At 68.5% G+C, this 17,231-nt stretch carries 14 protein-coding genes; 8 read left to right on the top strand and 6 right to left on the bottom strand.

Translation table 11 applies throughout. The features are described from left to right. Positions 1–249: 249 nt before the first annotated feature. The 3 genes from ACIA5H_RS19925 to ACIA5H_RS19935 are packed head-to-tail and all read left to right on the top strand — an operon-like array spanning position 250 to position 2,064. Positions 250–981, top strand: coding sequence for a rhomboid-like protein (locus ACIA5H_RS19925; protein WP_379254096.1), 732 nt, complete (start codon positions 250–252; stop codon positions 979–981). A gap of 37 nt (positions 982–1,018) precedes the next feature. Beyond that, the gene (nucS, locus tag ACIA5H_RS19930; RefSeq protein ID WP_355081528.1) at positions 1,019–1,708 is read left to right on the top strand and encodes an endonuclease NucS; all 690 of its coding nucleotides are present in this window, start codon (positions 1,019–1,021) and stop codon (positions 1,706–1,708) included. Positions 1,709–1,755: 47 nt separating this feature from the next. Continuing rightward, positions 1,756–2,064, top strand: a complete 309-nt coding sequence (locus ACIA5H_RS19935) for an ATP/GTP-binding protein (protein WP_379254097.1) — start codon at positions 1,756–1,758, stop codon at positions 2,062–2,064. A gap of 99 nt (positions 2,065–2,163) precedes the next feature. Here the strand turns inward: ACIA5H_RS19935 and ACIA5H_RS19940 are convergent, their stop codons facing one another. Together ACIA5H_RS19940 and mce are read right to left on the bottom strand one after the other, a co-directional pair. Further along, entirely contained in the window at positions 2,164–3,165 is a 1,002-nt protein-coding gene (locus tag ACIA5H_RS19940) for a hypothetical protein (protein WP_355081524.1), read from the bottom strand. Positions 3,166–3,251: 86 nt separating this feature from the next. Continuing rightward, the gene (gene mce, locus ACIA5H_RS19945; RefSeq protein ID WP_379254098.1) at positions 3,252–3,725 is read right to left on the bottom strand and encodes a methylmalonyl-CoA epimerase; all 474 of its coding nucleotides are present in this window, start codon (positions 3,723–3,725) and stop codon (positions 3,252–3,254) included. A 127-nt stretch (positions 3,726–3,852) separates the two neighbouring features. Here mce and ACIA5H_RS19950 point away from each other — a divergent pair, with 127 nt between their 5' ends. The 3 genes from ACIA5H_RS19950 (at position 3,853) to ACIA5H_RS19960 (ending at position 7,011) form a co-directional block, all read left to right on the top strand. Beyond that, positions 3,853–5,031: an acetyl-CoA C-acetyltransferase gene (locus ACIA5H_RS19950; protein ID WP_355081520.1), complete on the top strand. Its 1,179-nt coding sequence runs from the start codon at positions 3,853–3,855 to the stop codon at positions 5,029–5,031. 701 nt (positions 5,032–5,732) lie between these two features. Further along, positions 5,733–6,101, top strand: coding sequence for a DUF3817 domain-containing protein (locus ACIA5H_RS19955; protein WP_355075568.1), 369 nt, complete (start codon positions 5,733–5,735; stop codon positions 6,099–6,101). Positions 6,102–6,162: 61 nt separating this feature from the next. Further along, positions 6,163–7,011 (top strand): tetratricopeptide repeat protein, encoded by an 849-nt coding sequence (locus tag ACIA5H_RS19960; RefSeq protein ID WP_355075969.1) that lies wholly within the window; start codon positions 6,163–6,165, stop codon positions 7,009–7,011. Positions 7,012–7,293: 282 nt separating this feature from the next. On the opposite strand, the gene glgB is transcribed toward ACIA5H_RS19960, so the two are convergent. The 4 genes from glgB to ACIA5H_RS19980 form a co-directional block, all read right to left on the bottom strand. Next, entirely contained in the window at positions 7,294–9,447 is a 2,154-nt protein-coding gene (gene glgB, locus ACIA5H_RS19965; RefSeq protein ID WP_397077033.1) for a 1,4-alpha-glucan branching protein GlgB, read from the bottom strand. Next, entirely contained in the window at positions 9,444–11,447 is a 2,004-nt protein-coding gene (locus tag ACIA5H_RS19970) for an alpha-1,4-glucan--maltose-1-phosphate maltosyltransferase (RefSeq protein WP_355075571.1), read from the bottom strand. The genes glgB and ACIA5H_RS19970 overlap by 4 nt, the downstream gene beginning before the upstream one ends. A gap of 101 nt (positions 11,448–11,548) precedes the next feature. Then, on the bottom strand, positions 11,549–12,190 hold the full coding sequence (locus ACIA5H_RS19975; RefSeq protein ID WP_379254101.1) for a LysE family translocator: 642 nt from the start codon (positions 12,188–12,190) through the stop codon (positions 11,549–11,551). Between the two features lie 139 nt (positions 12,191–12,329). After that, complete coding sequence (locus tag ACIA5H_RS19980; RefSeq protein WP_355075574.1) at positions 12,330–12,773, bottom strand: hypothetical protein; 444 nt, start codon at positions 12,771–12,773, stop codon at positions 12,330–12,332. A 262-nt stretch (positions 12,774–13,035) separates the two neighbouring features. Between ACIA5H_RS19980 and glgP the strand changes: the two genes are divergently transcribed. Together glgP and ACIA5H_RS19990 are read left to right on the top strand one after the other, a co-directional pair. Continuing rightward, on the top strand, positions 13,036–15,609 hold the full coding sequence (gene glgP / locus ACIA5H_RS19985; RefSeq protein WP_397077034.1) for an alpha-glucan family phosphorylase: 2,574 nt from the start codon (positions 13,036–13,038) through the stop codon (positions 15,607–15,609). A gap of 107 nt (positions 15,610–15,716) precedes the next feature. After that, the gene (locus ACIA5H_RS19990; RefSeq protein ID WP_397077035.1) at positions 15,717–17,078 is read left to right on the top strand and encodes an NCS2 family permease; all 1,362 of its coding nucleotides are present in this window, start codon (positions 15,717–15,719) and stop codon (positions 17,076–17,078) included. The last annotated feature ends 153 nt before the right edge of the window (positions 17,079–17,231 follow it).

Consider the following 17,231-nt stretch of genomic DNA (forward strand, 5'->3'; position numbering starts at 1 on the left):
CATTCCGAACCCGGAAGCTAAGCCTGCCAGCGCCGATGGTACTGCACTCGACAGGGTGTGGGAGAGTAGGACACCGCCGGAACATCCTTTCACGAAAGGCCCTCGACACCGTCGAGGGCCTTTCGTCGTTCATACGGCGAGAACGTTTCGCAGCAATTTCAGAGGGAACTACAAGCACACACAGCGCGCGGACGACGATGATGGATGGTGGAGACGGATCGCTGTCCCGCGCGAACAACGGAGGTATGTATGGTCGTCGCGACGACGCCGGGTCACCCGGCGCCGCCAGCCCCCGCCACCTCGACGCGACCGCGTTGGTGGCGGCCGAGGCTGCCCGCGACGGCTGTGTACTTGGCGGGGTTGGTCGTCGTCTCTGCGATCTTCTCCGTCCTGAGCGACTCCGCGCAGACGAGGGTGGTTCTGCACGCGAGCACGAACCTGCACAACCTGCTGGACGGCCGGATCGGGACGTTGCTGGCAAGCGCGTTCGTGATCGGCGACGTCGTCGGGTCGTGGGTGATCATCCCGCTGCTGGCCTGTCTGCTCGCTCTCGTCGAACTGCGCTTCGGCGCGTTGCGGTTGGTTCGGGTTTTCCTGGCCGGCCACATCGGCGCCACGTTGTTCGTCGCGGCGGGGCTGTGGGTGGGCGTTGAGGCCGGATGGGTGCCCACGAGCATCCGGTGGGCCGAAGACGTCGGTGTCAGCTACGGCGCCATGGCTTTGGTCGGCGCGCTGGTGGCCGCCCTGCCCTACCGGTGGCGCGCCGCCTGGTCGACGCTCTGGTTCATCGTCGCGGTCGAGGGTGTGCTCATCGAGCACACCTTCACCCAGGTCGGCCACATGGTGGCGTTGATGATCGGCACCGTGGTCGGGTTCTGCATGGTCTGGGCCAGGACGACCACCCGTCGGCGGCTGACCCGGATCGAGAGCGCCCTGCTCGCCGTCAGCGGGGTTCTCGCGGCGATTCTGCTCATGGGCTGACGACGGGGGCGTGCGGGCGTTCGCCTACAGTGCTTGGGTGCGCCTAGTGATTGCTCGCTGTCAGGTCGACTACGTAGGGCGACTCACCGCCCATCTTCCGATGGCCCGCAGGCTACTGCTGGTGAAAGCGGACGGCTCGGTACTCGTGCACTCCGACGGCGGCTCGTACAAGCCGCTGAACTGGATGAGCCCGCCCTGCTGGCTGGAGGAACGCAACGGCGACGCGCAGCTCCCGGAGGGAGCGAAGGCGCTGTGGGTCGTCGCCAACAAGGCCGGCGAGGAACTTCGCATCACCATCGAGGACATCGAGCACGACTCCTCCCACGAACTCGGCGTTGACCCGGGCTTGGTGAAAGACGGTGTGGAGGCTCATCTCCAAGAGCTGCTGGCCGAACACGTGCATACGCTCGGCACCGGCTACACGCTCATCCGCCGCGAGTACATGACCGCGATCGGCCCGGTGGACCTGCTGTGCCGGGACGCCGACGGCGGCACCGTGGCGGTGGAGATCAAACGGCGCGGTGAGATCGACGGCGTCGAACAGCTCACCCGCTACCTCGAGTTGCTGAACCGGGATCCGCTGCTGGCTCCGGTGGCGGGCGTTTTCGCCGCCCAGCAGATCAAGCCGCAGGCGCGCACGCTTGCCGAGGATCGCGGCATCCGCTGCCTCACACTCGATTACGACGCCCTGCGTGGCACGGAGAGCAACGAATTCCGCTTGTTCTGAACTCGGGGGCGTGCGGGGCGCACGCGGCCGAGTAATAGGCTTGTCGCATGCCTCGCCGGAAACCGCGTTCGGATCGCTCCGCTGATCACTCGCGGTCGGGAGGCGCGCCGATCGGCGATGTCTTCGGACGGACCGAATCAGGCCCGGACGGTGACGAGACTTATGTGGTCCGCACCATTCCGGGCACCCGCGCTGTGAAGACCTACCGCTGCCCGGGCTGTGACCACGAGATCCCGCCCGGCGTCGCGCACCTCGTCGCGTGGCCCGCTCATGGCGGAGAAGACGACCGCAGGCATTGGCATCGCGGGTGCTGGAACGGTCGCCGTACTCGGAAGATCACCCGACGCTGGTCCTGATGCCCAGCAAACCGGGTGCGGAATTAAGGAAGGCCGCCCCGGTTGGGACGGCCTTCGGTGAATTCGGTTCAGTTTTGCTGTAGTCGCCTCAGTCCGACGTCAGTTGCTGACGTCGGCGCTCTCGCGCTCTTCCGAGTCGATATCGTCGTCCTCGGTGGCGACCTCGGGGATCGCCTTCTGACGGGAACCGGTGACCGACTTGGTGTTGCCGCCGATCGACTTGCGCTGATCCGGAACGCCGTCCAGCAATTCGCTTTCCCGGTTGACCGCGGCGAGCATCGCGGGCACCGAGTCGAGCTGACCGCGGATACCGAGCAGCTGGGCGAGCACGCGGCCGCGCAGCACGCGCATCTCCTCGGCCAGCTCCTTCGCGTGCGCGATCTTGCGCTCGGAGGTCTGGGTGGCGGAGGTGATGAGGCGGTTGGCCTCGTCGGTCGCGTCCTTGATCCGCTGGGCGGCCTCGGCGCGGCTGGTGGCTTCCAGCTCTTCCATGGCGCGGGTGAGCTTGGTGCGACGCTCGGCCATGGTGGCCTCGAAGTCCTGCTGGGTGGCCTTGCGCTTCGCGTCGGCTTCCTTCGCGATGCGGTCGGCCTCGGCCTGAGCGGCCTCGATGATCTTGGCGGACTCGGTGCGTGCGTTCGCGAGGGTCTGCTCGAATTCGATTTCGAGCGCCTCGCGCTTCTCCTTGGTCTCCGCGAGCAGCGACTCGTACTTGCCACGCATCTCGGTGGCCTGCTGCTCGGCGATCGACACCATCTCGGCGGCCTCGGCCTGCGCCAGGGCACGGACCTCGGACGCCTCGTCGGAGGCGAGACGGAGCATGCGGGAGATGCGGTCGGACATGCCTTCCGCGGTGGTCGGCGGCACCGAGAGTCGGTCGACCTCCTTGCGGAGTTCGTCGATCTCGTCGCGCGCGTCTTCCAGCTGGCTCGCGAGGTTACGTGCTTGTGCCGCAGCCGCATCGCGGTCGGTGGCGGTGACTCTCAGTTCCGCGTCGAAGCGGTCGAAGTAATTACGCACCTCGTCTTGCGCATAACCCTTGCGCACAACGGTGAAGGGCAGTGCAACGAAGCGATTGCGATCGGACTCGGGTGACGACATGGCACACAAACTACAGCCTGAAGACAGCCGATGGTGACTCGACTGCGAATGTCATTCCAACGAGTTTTCCCGACCTGACGCCGATACTAGTGCGTAACATTAGCGTTCGGTTCGACCAACTCGATCAGCACACCTCCAGCATCCTTCGGGTGGATGAAATTGATGCGAGAATCGGCCGTTCCGTGCCGCGGGGCCTCGTACAGCAAACGCAGACCCTTGGCGCGCAGGTACGCGGAGACGGCCTCGATGTCGGTCACCCGGTAGGCCAGTTGCTGCAAGCCGGGCCCACTGCGGTCGATGAACTTCGCGATCGTCGACTCCGCGTTGAGCGGTGCCAGCAACTGCAGGGCAGTGGCGCGGTCGGGTGCGCCGGGCAGCGACAGCATCGCCTCGTGCACGCCCTGAGCCTCGTTGACCTCGCGATGGGTCTCGATCATGCCGAGGTTCTCCGCGTACCAGGCGACGGCGGTGTCGAGATCCGGCACCGCGATGCCGACGTGGTCCACCGCGGTCACGTAGTCCGCGGGGATGAAAGATGACTGTTCGATAACGTTGCTCACCATTCGAAAGTAGCGCGACCTGGCACGGGGCGCGTGCGACGCACCCGCTACCGTTGAGTAGAACACCTGCTCTCGCATTGCCCGGTGTGGGCGCGAGCAGGTCCGATCTACGAATGCGAGGCTCGTCGTGACCACTTCCGTGATCGTCTCCGGTGCGCGTACCCCGGTCGGCAGGCTGCTCGGAGGTCTGAAGGACTTCAGCGGTTCCGATCTGGGCGGGTTCGCGATCAAGGCGGCGCTGGAGAAGGGCGGTGTCGCGCCCGACCAGGTCGACTACGTGATCATGGGTCAGGTGCTCACCGCGGGCGCGGGCCAGATCCCGGCCCGGCAGGCGGCGGTGGCGGCGGGCATCCCGATGGACGTGCCCGCGCTGACGCTGAACAAAGTCTGCCTGTCGGGCATCAACGCGATCGCGCTGGCCGACCAGCTGATCCGGGCGGGCGAGTACGAGATCGTCGTCGCGGGTGGCCAGGAGTCGATGAGCCGGGCGCCGCACATGCTGGAGAAGAGCCGGGAGGGCTTCAAGTACGGCGACGTGACGCTGCGTGACCACATGGCCTACGACGGCCTGCACGACATCTTCACCGATCAGGCCATGGGCGCGCTGACCGAAGCGCGCAACGAGGCCGATCGGATCAGCCGGGAGGATCAGGACGCGTTCGCGGCGGCTTCGCACCAGCGTGCGGCGGCGGCGTGGAAGAACGGCGTGTTCGACGACGAGGTGGTCCCGGTCGCGGTGCCGCAGCGCAAGGGTGATCCGGTGCTGGTGACCACGGACGAGGGCATTCGCGCCGACACCACGGTGGAGTCGCTGGGTAAGTTGCGTCCGGCGTTCCGCAAGGACGGCACCATCACCGCGGGCACCGCGTCGCAGATCTCCGACGGAGCCGCGGCGGTCGTGGTGATGAGCAAGGAGAAGGCGCAGTCGCTGGGGTTGAGCTGGATCGCCGAGATCGGTGCGGCGGGTGTGGTCGCGGGTCCGGATTCGACGCTGCAGGACCAGCCCGCCAACGCGATCGCCAAAGCCTGCGCACGCGAGGGCATCTCGCCCGCCGACCTGGACCTGGTGGAGATCAACGAGGCGTTCGCCGCCGTCGGCATCGCGTCCACCCGCAAGCTGGGCATCGACCCGGAGAAGGTGAACGTCAACGGCGGCGCCATCGCCATCGGCCACCCGCTGGGCATGTCCGGTGCCCGCATCCTGCTGCACCTGGTGCTGGAGCTGAAGCGCCGCGGCGGCGGCGTCGGCGCGGCCGCGCTCTGCGGCGGCGGCGGACAGGGTGACGCGCTGATCGTTCGCGTCTGAGTCCGGCGGGGCGATGCCCCGTGCCGAATCGTGCCGATGGCCGCCCCGATGTGGGCGGCCATCGGTCGTTCTGCTGAGGGCCACCAGCCATCGCAAGGTGACAGATCGGGGCGACGAGCGGCCGCTCGGCTCGTGGCGAGCCGTAGGCAGCGGTCGCCTTGCCATCGGCGAGCAATGCGGCTACGAGCGGCAGGTCTTCGTGCAACCTGGTCACGTCGTCCGATCGCTGCCCAGGCAGCGGGGCTCCGGATCGCCGGGTCGGAACTCGGCTGGCGTAGGAGTGGTCGCGTCATCCGTGGCGCACTTCACCCGAAGCAGTCGTTTCGCTACTGGTGCCATGCGCAACTGCGATCGGAAGGTGACCGATGTTGCGATCGCACCGGCCGATCAGCGCGTTCAAGAAAGCGAGGGGCATTCGCGGCGTTCGCGCGTTCGCGCGGTCCTGGCCCTGGTCCTGGTCTCGAGTTCGCATGCCGACGCGCCCAGCGCACCGCAACCACGTCTTTCGAGCGGAGCGAGACCGAGCCTGTTCCGTTCGCGGCCCGGCTCGCGTTTGCGCGGCCGCCGCGTACGCGACGAAGGAGCAAGCGGCGGTCGCGCAAACGCGAGCCATAAGGGGCCGCGAACACGCGGCGCCGCAGGCGCCGCAATTAGACACAGCTCACTACGACAGCCTGTAGTGCATCCGGCAGAATGGGCGCATGGGCAATGTCTTCGACCTGAGCACGGTGGCCAAGCGGTTTCGTTTCATCGCGGTGCTCGAGGCGATCTCCTGGCTGCTGCTGATCATCGGCATGGTGTTCAAGCGGATTCCGGAGCCGGTGCTGTGGCCGGTCAAGGTGTTCGGCATGACGCACGGCATCGTGTTCGTGCTGTTCGTCATCACCGCGATCGTGGCGGCGCGCGAGCTGGGCTGGAACGTCAAGACCACAGTCCTCGCGCTGCTGTCGAGCATTCCGCCGTTCTGCACGGTGCTGTTCGAGGTCTGGGCGGTGCGCACGGGGCGGTTGGGTGAGCTGAGCAACGCCGGTTCGGTCGAGTCCGGGGCGCCCGCATCCGCCACGTCGTGACAAACTGGAGGTCGTGAATCGACCAGCCGCACGCCGTCCTTCGCCCGCTGTCGCCGCCGCCATGTCCGGCGCGGTCGATCTGTCCAGCCTGAAGCAGCCCGCCGGTGGCGGGGGCGCTCCGGCCGGTGGCGACTACGCGGTATCCGAGGCCGATTTCGAGACCAAGGTGCTGCGTCGTTCGATGCAGGTGCCGGTGGTGGTCGTGCTGTATTCGCAGCGCAGTCCGGGCAGCGTCGAACTGGTGCGGACGCTGGAGCGACTGGTGGCCGCCGACGGCGGCAGCTGGGACCTGGCGATCGTCGAGGCCGAGGCCAACATGCGCATCGCGCAGGCGCTGCGGGTGCAGGGCATCCCGACGGTCATCGCGATCGCGGCAGGGCAGCCGCTGGCCGATTTCGAGGGCGCCCAGCCGGAGCCGCAGGTGCGGCAGTGGCTGAACGCCGTGGTCGACGCGGTGGCGGGCAAGCTGGAGGGTGGCGGGGAGCCGCAGCCGCAGGCCGAGGACCCGCGTTTCGCGGCGGCCGAGGCGGCGCTCGAGCACGGTGACCTGGCCGGCGCCGAGGCGGCTTACCAGGCGATTCTCGACGCCGAGCCGACGAACGACGAAGCCAAGGGCGCGCTGCGTCAGCTGCGCTTCCTCGCGCGGGCCCAGGAGCTGCCGGAGTCGGCGATCGAGGATGCCGATGCCGACCCGTCGAACGTCGATGCCGCGATTCGCGCCGCCGATCTCGAATTGTTCCAGCAGCGGCCCGAAGCGGCCTTCGATCGGCTGATCGGCGTCGTCAAGCGCACTTCCGGCGACGAGCGCACCAAGGCGCGCACCCGCCTGCTCGAGCTGTTCGAGCTGTTCGATCAGGCCGAGCCGTTCGTCGTGGCCGCGCGCCGCAAGCTGGCCGCGGCGCTGTACTGAGCCGCCGCGCGGGGCGGTCCGCGAACCAGTCGGCCGCGTCACCGCCCCCGGTTGCGCCCAGGCGTCGGGTATCCGATCCGGCGCGGTGTTGTGACGGACCTCCGCTACAACCGGTCGCGATGATCATCGATCGCCGCTCATAGTGGGCGTCCGCCGAGTCTGCTCTGGATTCGCGCATCGGACTCGGGTCTCGCACCGAGGCGTCAGCTGCTCACCTGAGTCCGTGCTTCGAGGACCGGCGCACGTCGGCGTCGGGCAGGGCTCGGTTCGCCGGGCGACTCGTCAGGCGGGGCGCAGCCAGACCGCGCCGTGGGGTGCGAGCGTCACGGTGGCCGAGGCGGGCCGATCGTGCCACGGCTCGGCGCTCGCCGTCACCTCGCCCAGGTTGCCGAGGCCGGAGCCGCCGTAGTCCGCGGCGTCGCTGTTGAGGATCTCCAGCCACGAGCCCGCGTGCGGCAGGCCGATCCGGTACGCGTCGTGCGCCGACCCGGAGAAGTTGTAGACGCAGGCGACAACGGAGCCGTCGGAGCCGTAGCGCAGGAACGCCAGCACGTTGTTCGCGCGGTCGTCCGCCTCGATCCAGGCGTAGCCACCGGGTGTGGTGTCCTGGCTCCACAGGGCGGGGTGGGCGCGGTAGACGGCGTTCAGGTCACGCACCAGCGTGGTGATGCCTTGGTGCAGCGGGTTGTCCCGTTCGTGCCAGTCCAGACCGCGATCGTGTGACCACTCCCGGAACTGGCCGAAATCCTGGCCCATGAACAGCAGTTGTTTACCCGGGTGGGCCCACATGTAGGCCAGCAGCGCCCGCACGCCCGCGGCTTTGGCGAAATCGTCGCCCGGCATTCTGGTCCACAGCGTGCCTTTGCCGTGCACGACCTCGTCGTGGCTGATCGGCAGCACGTAGTTCTCGCTCCAGGCGTAGACCAGTGAGAAGGTGATCTCGTTGTGGTGCCAGGAGCGGTGCACCGGGTCGCGGCCGAGGAACCCGAGGGTGTCGTGCATCCAGCCCATGTTCCATTTCATGGTGAAGCCGAGACCGCCGACGTCGATGCCGCGGGTGACGCCGGGCCAGGTGGTGGACTCCTCGGCGATCGTCACGACCCCGGGGTGATGCCGATGCAGCGTCTCGTTGAGGTCCTGCAGGAAGTCGACGGCCTCCAGGTTCTCCCGGCCGCCGTGCACGTTGGGCTCCCACTGGCCTTCGGCGCGGGAGTAGTCCAGGTAGAGCATGGAGGCGACCGCGTCGACGCGCAGACCGTCGATGTGGAATTCCTCGACCCAGTAGCGAGCGTTGGCGATGAGGAAGTTGCGTACCTCGTGCCTGCCGAAGTCGAACACGTAAGTGCCCCAGTCGAGTTGCTCGCCCCGGCGCGGGTCGGCGTGCTCGTAGAGCGGAGTGCCGTCGAATCGGGCCAGCGCCCACTCGTCGCGCGGGAAGTGGGCGGGGACCCAGTCCAGCAGGACGCCGATGCCCGCCGCGTGCATGCGGTCGACGAACGCTCGGAAGTCGTCCGGGGAACCGAATCGCGCCGTCGGCGCGTAGTAGGAGGTGACCTGGTAGCCCCACGAGCCGCCGAACGGATGCTCGGCGATGGGGAGCAGCTCGATGTGGGTGTATCCGGTCGCCCGCACGTACTCGGCGAGCTGGTCGGCCAGTTCGCGGTAGCCGAGGCCGGGCCGCCAGGAACCGAGATGCACCTCGTAGACGCTCATCGGGGCGCGGGTGGGATCGGTGGCCGCGCGCTGCTCGAGCCAGGCGCTGTCCTGCCACACGTAATGGCTTTCGGTGACCACCGACGCCGTGGCCGGTGGTAGTTCGGTGGCGAATGCCAGCGGGTCGGCGTGATCGACGGTCCGCCCGTCGGCGCCGTGCACGCGGTATTTGTACTTGGCGCCCGGCTCGACACCCGGGATGAAGACTTCCCAGATCCCGGACGACCCCAGCGTGCGCATGGGCGCGGTGGTGCCGCTCCAGCCGTCGAAGTCCCCGATCACGGTGACGCCGCGCGCGTTCGGCGCCCATACCGCGAACGACGTGCCCGCGACGTCACCGTCGAGGGTGCTGTAGCGGCGCGGGTGCGCCCCGAGCACGTCCCACAGGCGTTCGTGGCGGCCTTCACCGATCAGGTGCAGGTCGAGTTCGCCGAGCGTGGGCAGGAATCGGTAGCCGTCGGCGCCGATGACGGTCTGGCCGCCGGGGTAGGTCGTCACGACGCGATAGTCATCGATCTCCGGGTACGGCAGCACCGCGGCGAATACGCCGTGGCCCACGGACTTCAGCACGTGGTCGTCGCCGCCGACCCGCACCGACACGGTTTCGGCGTGCGGGCGCAGCACCCGCACGGCGGTGCCGTCCGGATGGGGGTGTGCGCCGAGCACGGTGTGCGGGTCGGTATGGGTGCCCGCCGCGAGCAGCATGAGGTCGCGACGTTTCATCGCAGCGTCCTGCGGTAGGACAGCTCGGTGCGAGCCTGCTGGGACACCGGGGGCAGGGCGATGATGTGCGCCACGGCCCGCGCGGGGTCCAATCGCACGTAATTGGTTTGGGCCCAGTGGTATTCCTCGCCGCTGACCTCGTCGTACACCACCGGGTGGTCGTGCCACTCGCGGCCGATCGCGGGCAGGTCGAGCGAGAGCATGCCCCATTCGGCGCCGAAAGGATTGAGATTCACCACGACCAGCACCGCGTCGCCACTGGCGGGATCGAGCTTGGAATAGGCGATCAGCGCGTCGTTGTCCACGTGGTGGAAATGCAGGCAGCGCAGCTGTTGCAAGGCGGGGTGGGCCCGGCGGATCTCGTTGAGCCGAGTGAGCCAGGGTTCCAGCGATTCTCCGCGCGCCAGCGCCTCGGCGAACGGGCGCGGGCGCAGCTCGTATTTCTCCGAATCGAGGTACTCCTCGCTGTCCGGGCGCACCGCCTGATGCTCGAACAGCTCGAAGCCGGAGTAGACGCCCCAGGTGGGCGCGAGGGTGGCGGCCAGGACGGCGCGGATGGCGAACATGCCCGGCCCGCCGTGCTGGAGGCTCTCGTGCAGGATGTCCGGGGTGTTCACGAAGAGGTTCGGGCGGGCCTCGTCGGCCTTCGCGGCCAATTCGTTGCCGAACTCGGTCAACTCCCATTTGGCCACGCGCCAGGTGAAATACGTGTAGGACTGGCTGAATCCGCGCCGGGCGAGCCCGTAGAGCCGGGCGGGGCGGGTGAACGCCTCGGACAGGAAGATGACGTCCGGGTCGGTGCGCCACACGTTCGCGATCAGCCACTCCCAGAAGTCGGCGGGCTTGGTGTGCGGATTGTCGACGCGGAATATGTTGACGCCCAAGCCGATCCAGTGTTTGACGACGCGCAGCACTTCGGCGTAGAGCCCGTCGGGGTCGTTGTCGAAGTTGACCGGATAGATGTCCTGGTACTTCTTCGGCGGGTTCTCCGCGTAGGCGATGGTGTTGTCGGGCAAGGTGGTGAACCACTCGGGGTGCGCCTCGACCCACGGATGATCCGGCGCGCATTGCAAGGCGAGGTCGAGCGCGACCTCGAGGCCCAGTTCCCGCGCCGCCCTGACGAACTCGGCGAAATCGGCTTCGGTGCCCAATTCCGGATGCACGGCGTCGTGACCGCCGTGCCGCGAGCCGATGGCCCACGGCGAGCCGACGTCGCCGGACTCCGCCGTGAGCGCGTTGTTGCGGCCCTTGCGGTTGACCTCGCCGATCGGGTGGATCGGCGGCAGGTACACCACGTCGAAGCCCATGGCGGCGATGCGCGGAAGGTCCTTGGCCGCGGTGACGAAGGTGCCGTGAACCGGCTCGCCGGTGGCGTCGCGGCCGCCGGTCGAGCGCGGAAAGAACTCGTACCAGGAGCCGTAGAGCGCGCGGTGCCGCTCGACCAGGACGGTGTGCTGCGGCCCGCGGGTGACCAGGTCGCGCAGCGGCGTGGCGCGCAGGATCCCGGCGACCTCCTCGGTGAAGGCCGGGGCCACCCGTGCGGGGAGTTGCTCGTCACCGCGCAGCGCAGCGGCGACCGCGCGCAAGCGCTCGAACTGTTTCTTCGGGACGGCCTGCGCCGCGCGGTCGAACAGGCGAGCGCCCAGCTCGAGATCGTTGGCCAGATCGACGGCGCTCTGCCCGACGGCAAGCTTCGCCTCGATCGCCGATCGCCAGGTCGCGATCGGATCGCTCCAGCCTTCGATCCGGTAGGTCCAGGCTCCCGGCGTGTTCGGTGTGAAGGTCGCGTTGAAGACGTCGGGCTCGTAGTCCGGCGTCATGCGGACGCGGGTGGGTCGCGACGCGCCGGGGGCGCGCACGACGAGTGTGGCGGCGACGGCGTCGTGCCCCTCGCGCCAAACCACGGTGCGCACCGGGAATACCTCGCCGACCACCGCCTTGGCGGGCCGGCCGCCTGGGATGGACGGGGCAGTGTCATCGATAGCGATGCGGCCGGTCACGGACCCCAACCTACCGGCAACCGGCCTTTCGGACCGGACCAGCCGATTTTTCGTGCCCGGTTCCTGGCCTCTCACGGTGGCGGGCCAGCTGGGCATTCGCCTCAGCGTGCGTCGGCGGCGAGGCCCAGGCCGAGCGCGACCAGCACCGCGCCGAGCGCACGCTCTACCCGCTGCCGGATACCGGTGCGGCGCAGCCAGGCGCCCGCGCGGTCGGCGGCCATGACCACGCCGACGCACCACGCGGTGTCGATCACCAACTGGATCAGCGCCAGGATCACTACCGTGGGCAGCACCGGCCCCTCGGACGGAAGGAATTGGGGAAGGATTGTCAATCCGAAAATCGCCGCCTTGGGGTTGGCCGCGATCGAGATCAGCGAGGCGCGGAACGCGGCGGCGGGCGTGTGACCCGCCGGTAGCATCCTCGTCATCGCGCTGCCGAACTCCTCGCCACCACGGGCATTCCGCCACGCCTGCACGCCGAGCCAGATCAGGACCAGCGCGCCGATGACGTGCACGGCCGTGTTCATGGCGCGATTCGCGACGAGCAGGACGGACAGTCCCGCCCCACCCGCCAGCGTCCAGCCGAGTACGCCGATCTCGTTCCCGGCCACCGCCGCCAGGCCCGCGGTGCGGCCGTCCCGCACCGCGCGCTGCAAGAACAGTGCGGTCGCAGGCCCGGGCAGCGCGGCGATGAGCAGGCAGGCCGGCAGGAATTGCGGAAGAACATCGACCCAGTGCGGCATCAGCCGATGCTGTCATCCCGGTCCTGCTCGGGCTACCGATTTTCCCGCTTTGAAGAGTGAGGTGCCCGGGTGGCCATGGACGGAGCTCGTCCACTGGGTGGCCACCCGGGCGCTCAACTCGACATGCCCGAAACGTCGATCACGGCATGACCATGCACGCGAAGCCCAGGTTCATCCCGTTGCCCACCGTCATCACCGGTGAAGTCCAAGCGGGCGTGGCGCCTTGCGTCGCGGAAATGGTGTGCTGCCCGGTCGCCTCGGGGATCCAGACCGTGGTGGCCTGGCTGCCGACCACCGGTGCGGGGTTCGGTGAGAAGGTGCCCCCGGCGCTGTCGGCGAACTGAACCGATTCGGTCGAGGGATTGTTGTCCACCGTCGCCGTCACCCGGTACTGGCAGTTGGTTCCGTAGTTTCCGAAGCCGAAACTGGTGCCTTGGGCCGGGCTGGCGGTCGCCGTCGTGACCGCCGCGCCGGCGGCGGGTGCGACGAGAACGAATGCCGCCGCGAGCGCTCCGAACCCTGTGATCGCTGCTCCAGCGCGCGACCAGCGCCGATCGCGGGCGCGATTTGGGTGTGCTGTCATCCACATCTCGATCACTCCCGTACTGATTCGGTTGGTGCGGCCGGTTGGTCCGCACAGCTTGTGGGTTTGCCCCGGGTTCCGGAGTTCACAAGCGAGCGCGGGTCTCGATCGGGTAGCGGGCACGGGGGTGCCGGTGTGCGGCGCGTGGCCGTTCCGTGACGATGAAGAGCGTTATGCTGCCGGGAAACGCGCTGGTCGGAAGGTTGTTCCGGGCCGTGGTCGGGCAGGGCGCGTCCCGCGGTCGGCGTGTAGGTTCTACCCAATGAAGGCATTGCGTCGTTTCACCGTCCGTGCCCATCTGCCCGAGCGCCTGGCCGCCCTGGGGGAGCTCGCCACGAATCTGCGCTGGTCGTGGCATCCGCCGACGCAGGACCTGTTCGCCGCGCTCGATCCCCGGCGGTGGCAGGAGATGGGGCACGACCCGGTCCGGATGCTGGGCGAGGTGCCCGCGGCGCGGCTCGACGAGCTTGCCGCCGACCCCGGCTACGTCGCGCGTGTGGACTCCGCGGCGGCGGACCTGCGCGAGTACTTGGCCGCGCCGGGCTGGTTCCAGCGCCGGGCGGGCGAGGAAGGGGTGCGGGGTATCGCCTACTTCTCGATGGAGTTCGGCGTCACCGAGGTGTTGCCGAATTATTCGGGCGGCCTTGGCATTTTGGCCGGAGACCACCTGAAGGCCGCCTCCGACCTCGGCCTGCCGCTGATCGGCGTGGGATTGCTGTACCGCTCGGGCTACTTCCGGCAGTCGCTGACGACGGACGGCTGGCAAGCCGAGCACTATCCGGCGCTGGATCCGCAGGGCTTGCCGCTGCGGGCGCTCACCTCCGGCGGTTCGCCCGTGCTCATCCACGTCGCGATGCCCGACCGCAGGGTGCTGCGTGCTCGGGTGTGGATCGCGCAAGTCGGCCGGGTTCCGCTGCTGCTGCTCGACTCCGACATCGCCGAGAACGACCCGGAGTTGCGTGCGGTGACCGACCGGCTCTATGGAGGTGACCAGGAGCATCGCATCCGTCAGGAGATTCTCGCTGGCATCGGCGGTGTGCGGGCGGTGCGCGCGTACACCGCGTCCGCCGGACTGCCCGATCCCGATGTGTTCCACATGAACGAGGGCCACGCGGGTTTCCTCGGCGTGGAGCGGATCCGCGAATTCGTCGCGGCCGGGCAGGATTTCGATTCCGCGCTCGCCGCCGTTCGGGCGGGCACGGTGTTCACCACGCATACGCCGGTCCCGGCGGGCATCGACCGGTTCCCCATGCCGATGGTGCGGCGTTATTTCGGCGGTGCGCACGGGGAATCCGAATCCGCTCTGCTGCCGGGGCTTTCGGTGGACCGGATCGTGGCTCTCGGCCGGGAGGCCGATCCGTCGGTCTTCAACATGGCGCACATGGGCTTGCGCCTGGCGCAGCGCGCCAACGGCGTATCGAAGCTGCACGGCGAGGTGAGCCGGTCCATGTTCGCTTCGCTGTGGCCGGGCTTCGACCCGGCCGAGGTGCCGATCGGTTCGGTCACCAACGGTGTGCACGCCGCCACCTGGGCCGCGCGCGAGTGGGTGGACAAGGCACGCGAACACATCGGCGCGGAGCTGGTCGAGGAGGGGCGCGGCTGGGAACGGCTGCGCGACGTCGATCTCGCCGAGTTGTGGTCGACCCGCAACACCCTGCGCGGCATCCTCGTCGAGGAGGTGCGCCGCAGGCTGCGCGCGTCCTGGTTGCAGCGTGGCGCCGCGGAAGCCGAACTCGGCTGGGTGAACGGCGTTTTCGACCCCGATGTGCTGACCGTCGGGTTCGCCCGGCGAGTGCCGACCTACAAGCGCCTCACCCTGATGCTGCGCGATCCGCAGCGACTGCGCGCCCTGCTGCTGGATCCGCGGCGGCCGATGCAGCTGGTCGTCGCGGGTAAGAGTCATCCGGCCGACGACGGCGGCAAGGCGCTGATCCAGCAGGTGGTCCGCTTCGCCGACGATCCCGAGGTGCGGCACCGGATCGTCTTCCTGCCCGACTACGACATATCAATGGCTCGCTACCTGTACTGGGGCTGCGACGTCTGGCTGAACAATCCGCTGCGCCCGCTCGAGGCCTGCGGCACCTCCGGCATGAAATCCGCGCTGAACGGCGGGCTCAACCTCTCTATCCGCGACGGCTGGTGGGACGAGATGTACGACGGCGAGAACGGGTGGGCCATTCCGACCGCGGAAGGCGTCCGGGACGAGCACCGCCGCGACGATCTGGAGGCCGCCGCGCTCTACGACTTGTTCGAGCGTGCGGTGGCGCCGCGTTTCTACGAGCGCGACGCGTCCGGGATGCCGGTGCGCTGGGTCGAGATGGTTCGCCACACGTTGCAGACCTTGGGGCCGAAGGTGCTGGCTTCCCGGATGGTCCGCGACTACGCGGTGGAGTACTACGCTCCCGCCGCCGCGGCGTCGCAGCGGGCGACGGCCGACGATTTCGCGGTGGCGCGCGCCATCGCCGAGTACCGCCACCGGGTCGAGTCGGCGTGGCCCTCGGTCAAGGTGATCCAGGTGGACAGTGCGGGGCTGCCGGACACGCCGGTGATCGGGGCGCGGCTGTCGCTCACCGCGCGGGTCGAGCTCGGTGGCTTGAGCGTGCCGGACGTGGTGGTGCAGGCGGTGCTCGGCCGGGTCTCGTCGACCGACGATCTCTCCGACACCACGACGATCCCGATGAATCACGTCGGGTCCGACGCGGGCGCCGAGCTGTTCACCGTGGACACGCCGCTGCCGCTGTCCGGCGCGGTCGGGTACACCGTGCGGGTGCTGCCGCACAACGATCTGCTGGCCTCCGACGCCGAGTTCGGACTGGTCTCCGCTCCGAGCGCTTGACCCGGTGGCGCCGGTCACGGTGGCGCCGCCGTGGGTGTCGCGGGCAGTGAACCGTCGGCTACCGTGCCCTTGGCCCGCCCCGAATCGTTCCTGTACTGGAGTCACCCATGGTCACCGACGTTCTGCACCGGACCCGAGGACGCCTCGACGGATACTTCGGGGTTCGCTCGACCGGCTCGACCGTGAGGCGCGAACTCATGGCGGGGACGGTCACGTTCCTCGCCATGTCGTACGTCCTCGCGGTCAACCCCGCCGTGCTGGGCGATCAGGGCGCGCTGGGTGACAAGGGCATCCCGATGCAGGCGGTGTTCACCGCGACCGCTGTCGCCGCGGTATTCGGCACGCTGGTCATGGGGCTGTGGGCGCGATATCCGATCGCGCTCGCGCCGGGCATGGGACTCAACGCCTTCTTCGCCTACACGGTGGTGCTCGGCATGGGGATTCCCTGGCAGGTCGCGCTGTCGGGCACGTTCCTGTCCGGCGCCATCTTCTTCGTCCTGGCGGTGACGCGGATTCGCGAACGCATCCTCAACGCGATCCCGATGCAATTGAAACTCGCCGTTGGCGCCGGCATCGGACTGTTCGTCGCCTTCCTCGGCTTGAAGAACGCCGGGATCGTGGTGAACAGCGAGGCGACGCTGGTCACCCTGGGCGACTTCACCAAGGGCACCACCTTGCTCGCGCTGTTCGGGTTGCTGGTGACCGTGGTGTTCCTCGTGCGCGGCTGGCACGGCGCCGTGCTCTACGGCATCGTCCTGACCACCCTCGTCGGCATCGTCAGCGGCTTGGTCGCGCTCCCCAAGGGCTTGTTCGCCGCGCCGCATGGGCTCGAGCAGACCTTCGGTCAGGCGATCGTCCATCTGCCTGACGCGTTCACCGGCCAGATGGTCGTGGTGGTGCTGACCATGCTGTTCGTCGACTTCTTCGACGCATCCGGCACGCTGATCGGCGTCGCGCACCAGGCCGGGCTGCTGGACGCGAACGGTAAGTTGCCGCGCGCGGCGAGCGCGCTGGCGGCGGACTCGGTGGGCACCATGGCGGGTGCGGTCATCGGCACCTCGACCACCACCGCCTACGTGGAATCGACCGCGGGCGTCTCGGCGGGCGGACGGACCGGGCTGACCGCCGTCACCACGGCGGGCTGGTTCTTCGTGGCCATGTTCTGTTTTCCGATCTTCGCGGTCGTCGCGGGCTCCAGCGAGGTGACCGCGCCCGCGCTCATCGTGGTCGGCATCCTGATGGCCCGATCGCTGGGGCAGATCGACTGGAACCGCCTGGAGTACTCGGTGCCCGCGTTCATCACCATTGTGATGATGCCGCTGACGTACTCGATCGCCAACGGCCTGGCCATGGGGATGCTGCTGTACCCGGTGGTCATGGCGGCCAAGGGCCGCGTCAAGGATGTGCATCCGGCGATGTGGGCACTGATGCTGGTGTTCCTCGGCTACTTCTTCTTCCTCGCGGAATGAATTTCCGCTCGCCCGAGCGCTGAACCATCCTTCCCGCCCGACCGTGGAATAGACCGAGAGGTTGGGTAGTTGCCCCCGTTCGTGCGATAATCGGACCGCAGTCCGCTTTCTTCGCCGAAGTAACGATCATGTCCGGGAACGACAGCGCAGGGA

The sequence above is a fragment of the Nocardia sp. NPDC051900 genome, from assembly GCF_044452545.1.
GTDB lineage: Bacteria > Actinomycetota > Actinomycetes > Mycobacteriales > Mycobacteriaceae > Nocardia > Nocardia sichangensis.

Bases quoted from the DNA above. Each gene is read 5' to 3' on its own strand.
- ACIA5H_RS19925 (WP_379254096.1), top strand. From the start codon at position 250: ATGGTCGTCGCGACGACGCCGGGTCACCCGGCGCCGCCAGCCCCCGCC.
- ACIA5H_RS19935 (WP_379254097.1), top strand. From the start codon at position 1,756: ATGCCTCGCCGGAAACCGCGTTCGGATCGCTCCGCTGATCACTCGCGG.
- ACIA5H_RS19940 (WP_355081524.1), bottom strand. From the start codon at position 3,165: ATGTCGTCACCCGAGTCCGATCGCAATCGCTTCGTTGCACTGCCCTTC.
- ACIA5H_RS19955 (WP_355075568.1), top strand. From the start codon at position 5,733: ATGGGCAATGTCTTCGACCTGAGCACGGTGGCCAAGCGGTTTCGTTTC.
- ACIA5H_RS19960 (WP_355075969.1), top strand. From the start codon at position 6,163: ATGTCCGGCGCGGTCGATCTGTCCAGCCTGAAGCAGCCCGCCGGTGGC.
- glgB (WP_397077033.1), bottom strand. From the start codon at position 9,447: ATGAAACGTCGCGACCTCATGCTGCTCGCGGCGGGCACCCATACCGAC.
- ACIA5H_RS19975 (WP_379254101.1), bottom strand. From the start codon at position 12,190: ATGCCGCACTGGGTCGATGTTCTTCCGCAATTCCTGCCGGCCTGCCTG.
- ACIA5H_RS19980 (WP_355075574.1), bottom strand. From the start codon at position 12,773: ATGACAGCACACCCAAATCGCGCCCGCGATCGGCGCTGGTCGCGCGCT.
- glgP (WP_397077034.1), top strand. From the start codon at position 13,036: ATGAAGGCATTGCGTCGTTTCACCGTCCGTGCCCATCTGCCCGAGCGC.
- ACIA5H_RS19990 (WP_397077035.1), top strand. From the start codon at position 15,717: ATGGTCACCGACGTTCTGCACCGGACCCGAGGACGCCTCGACGGATAC.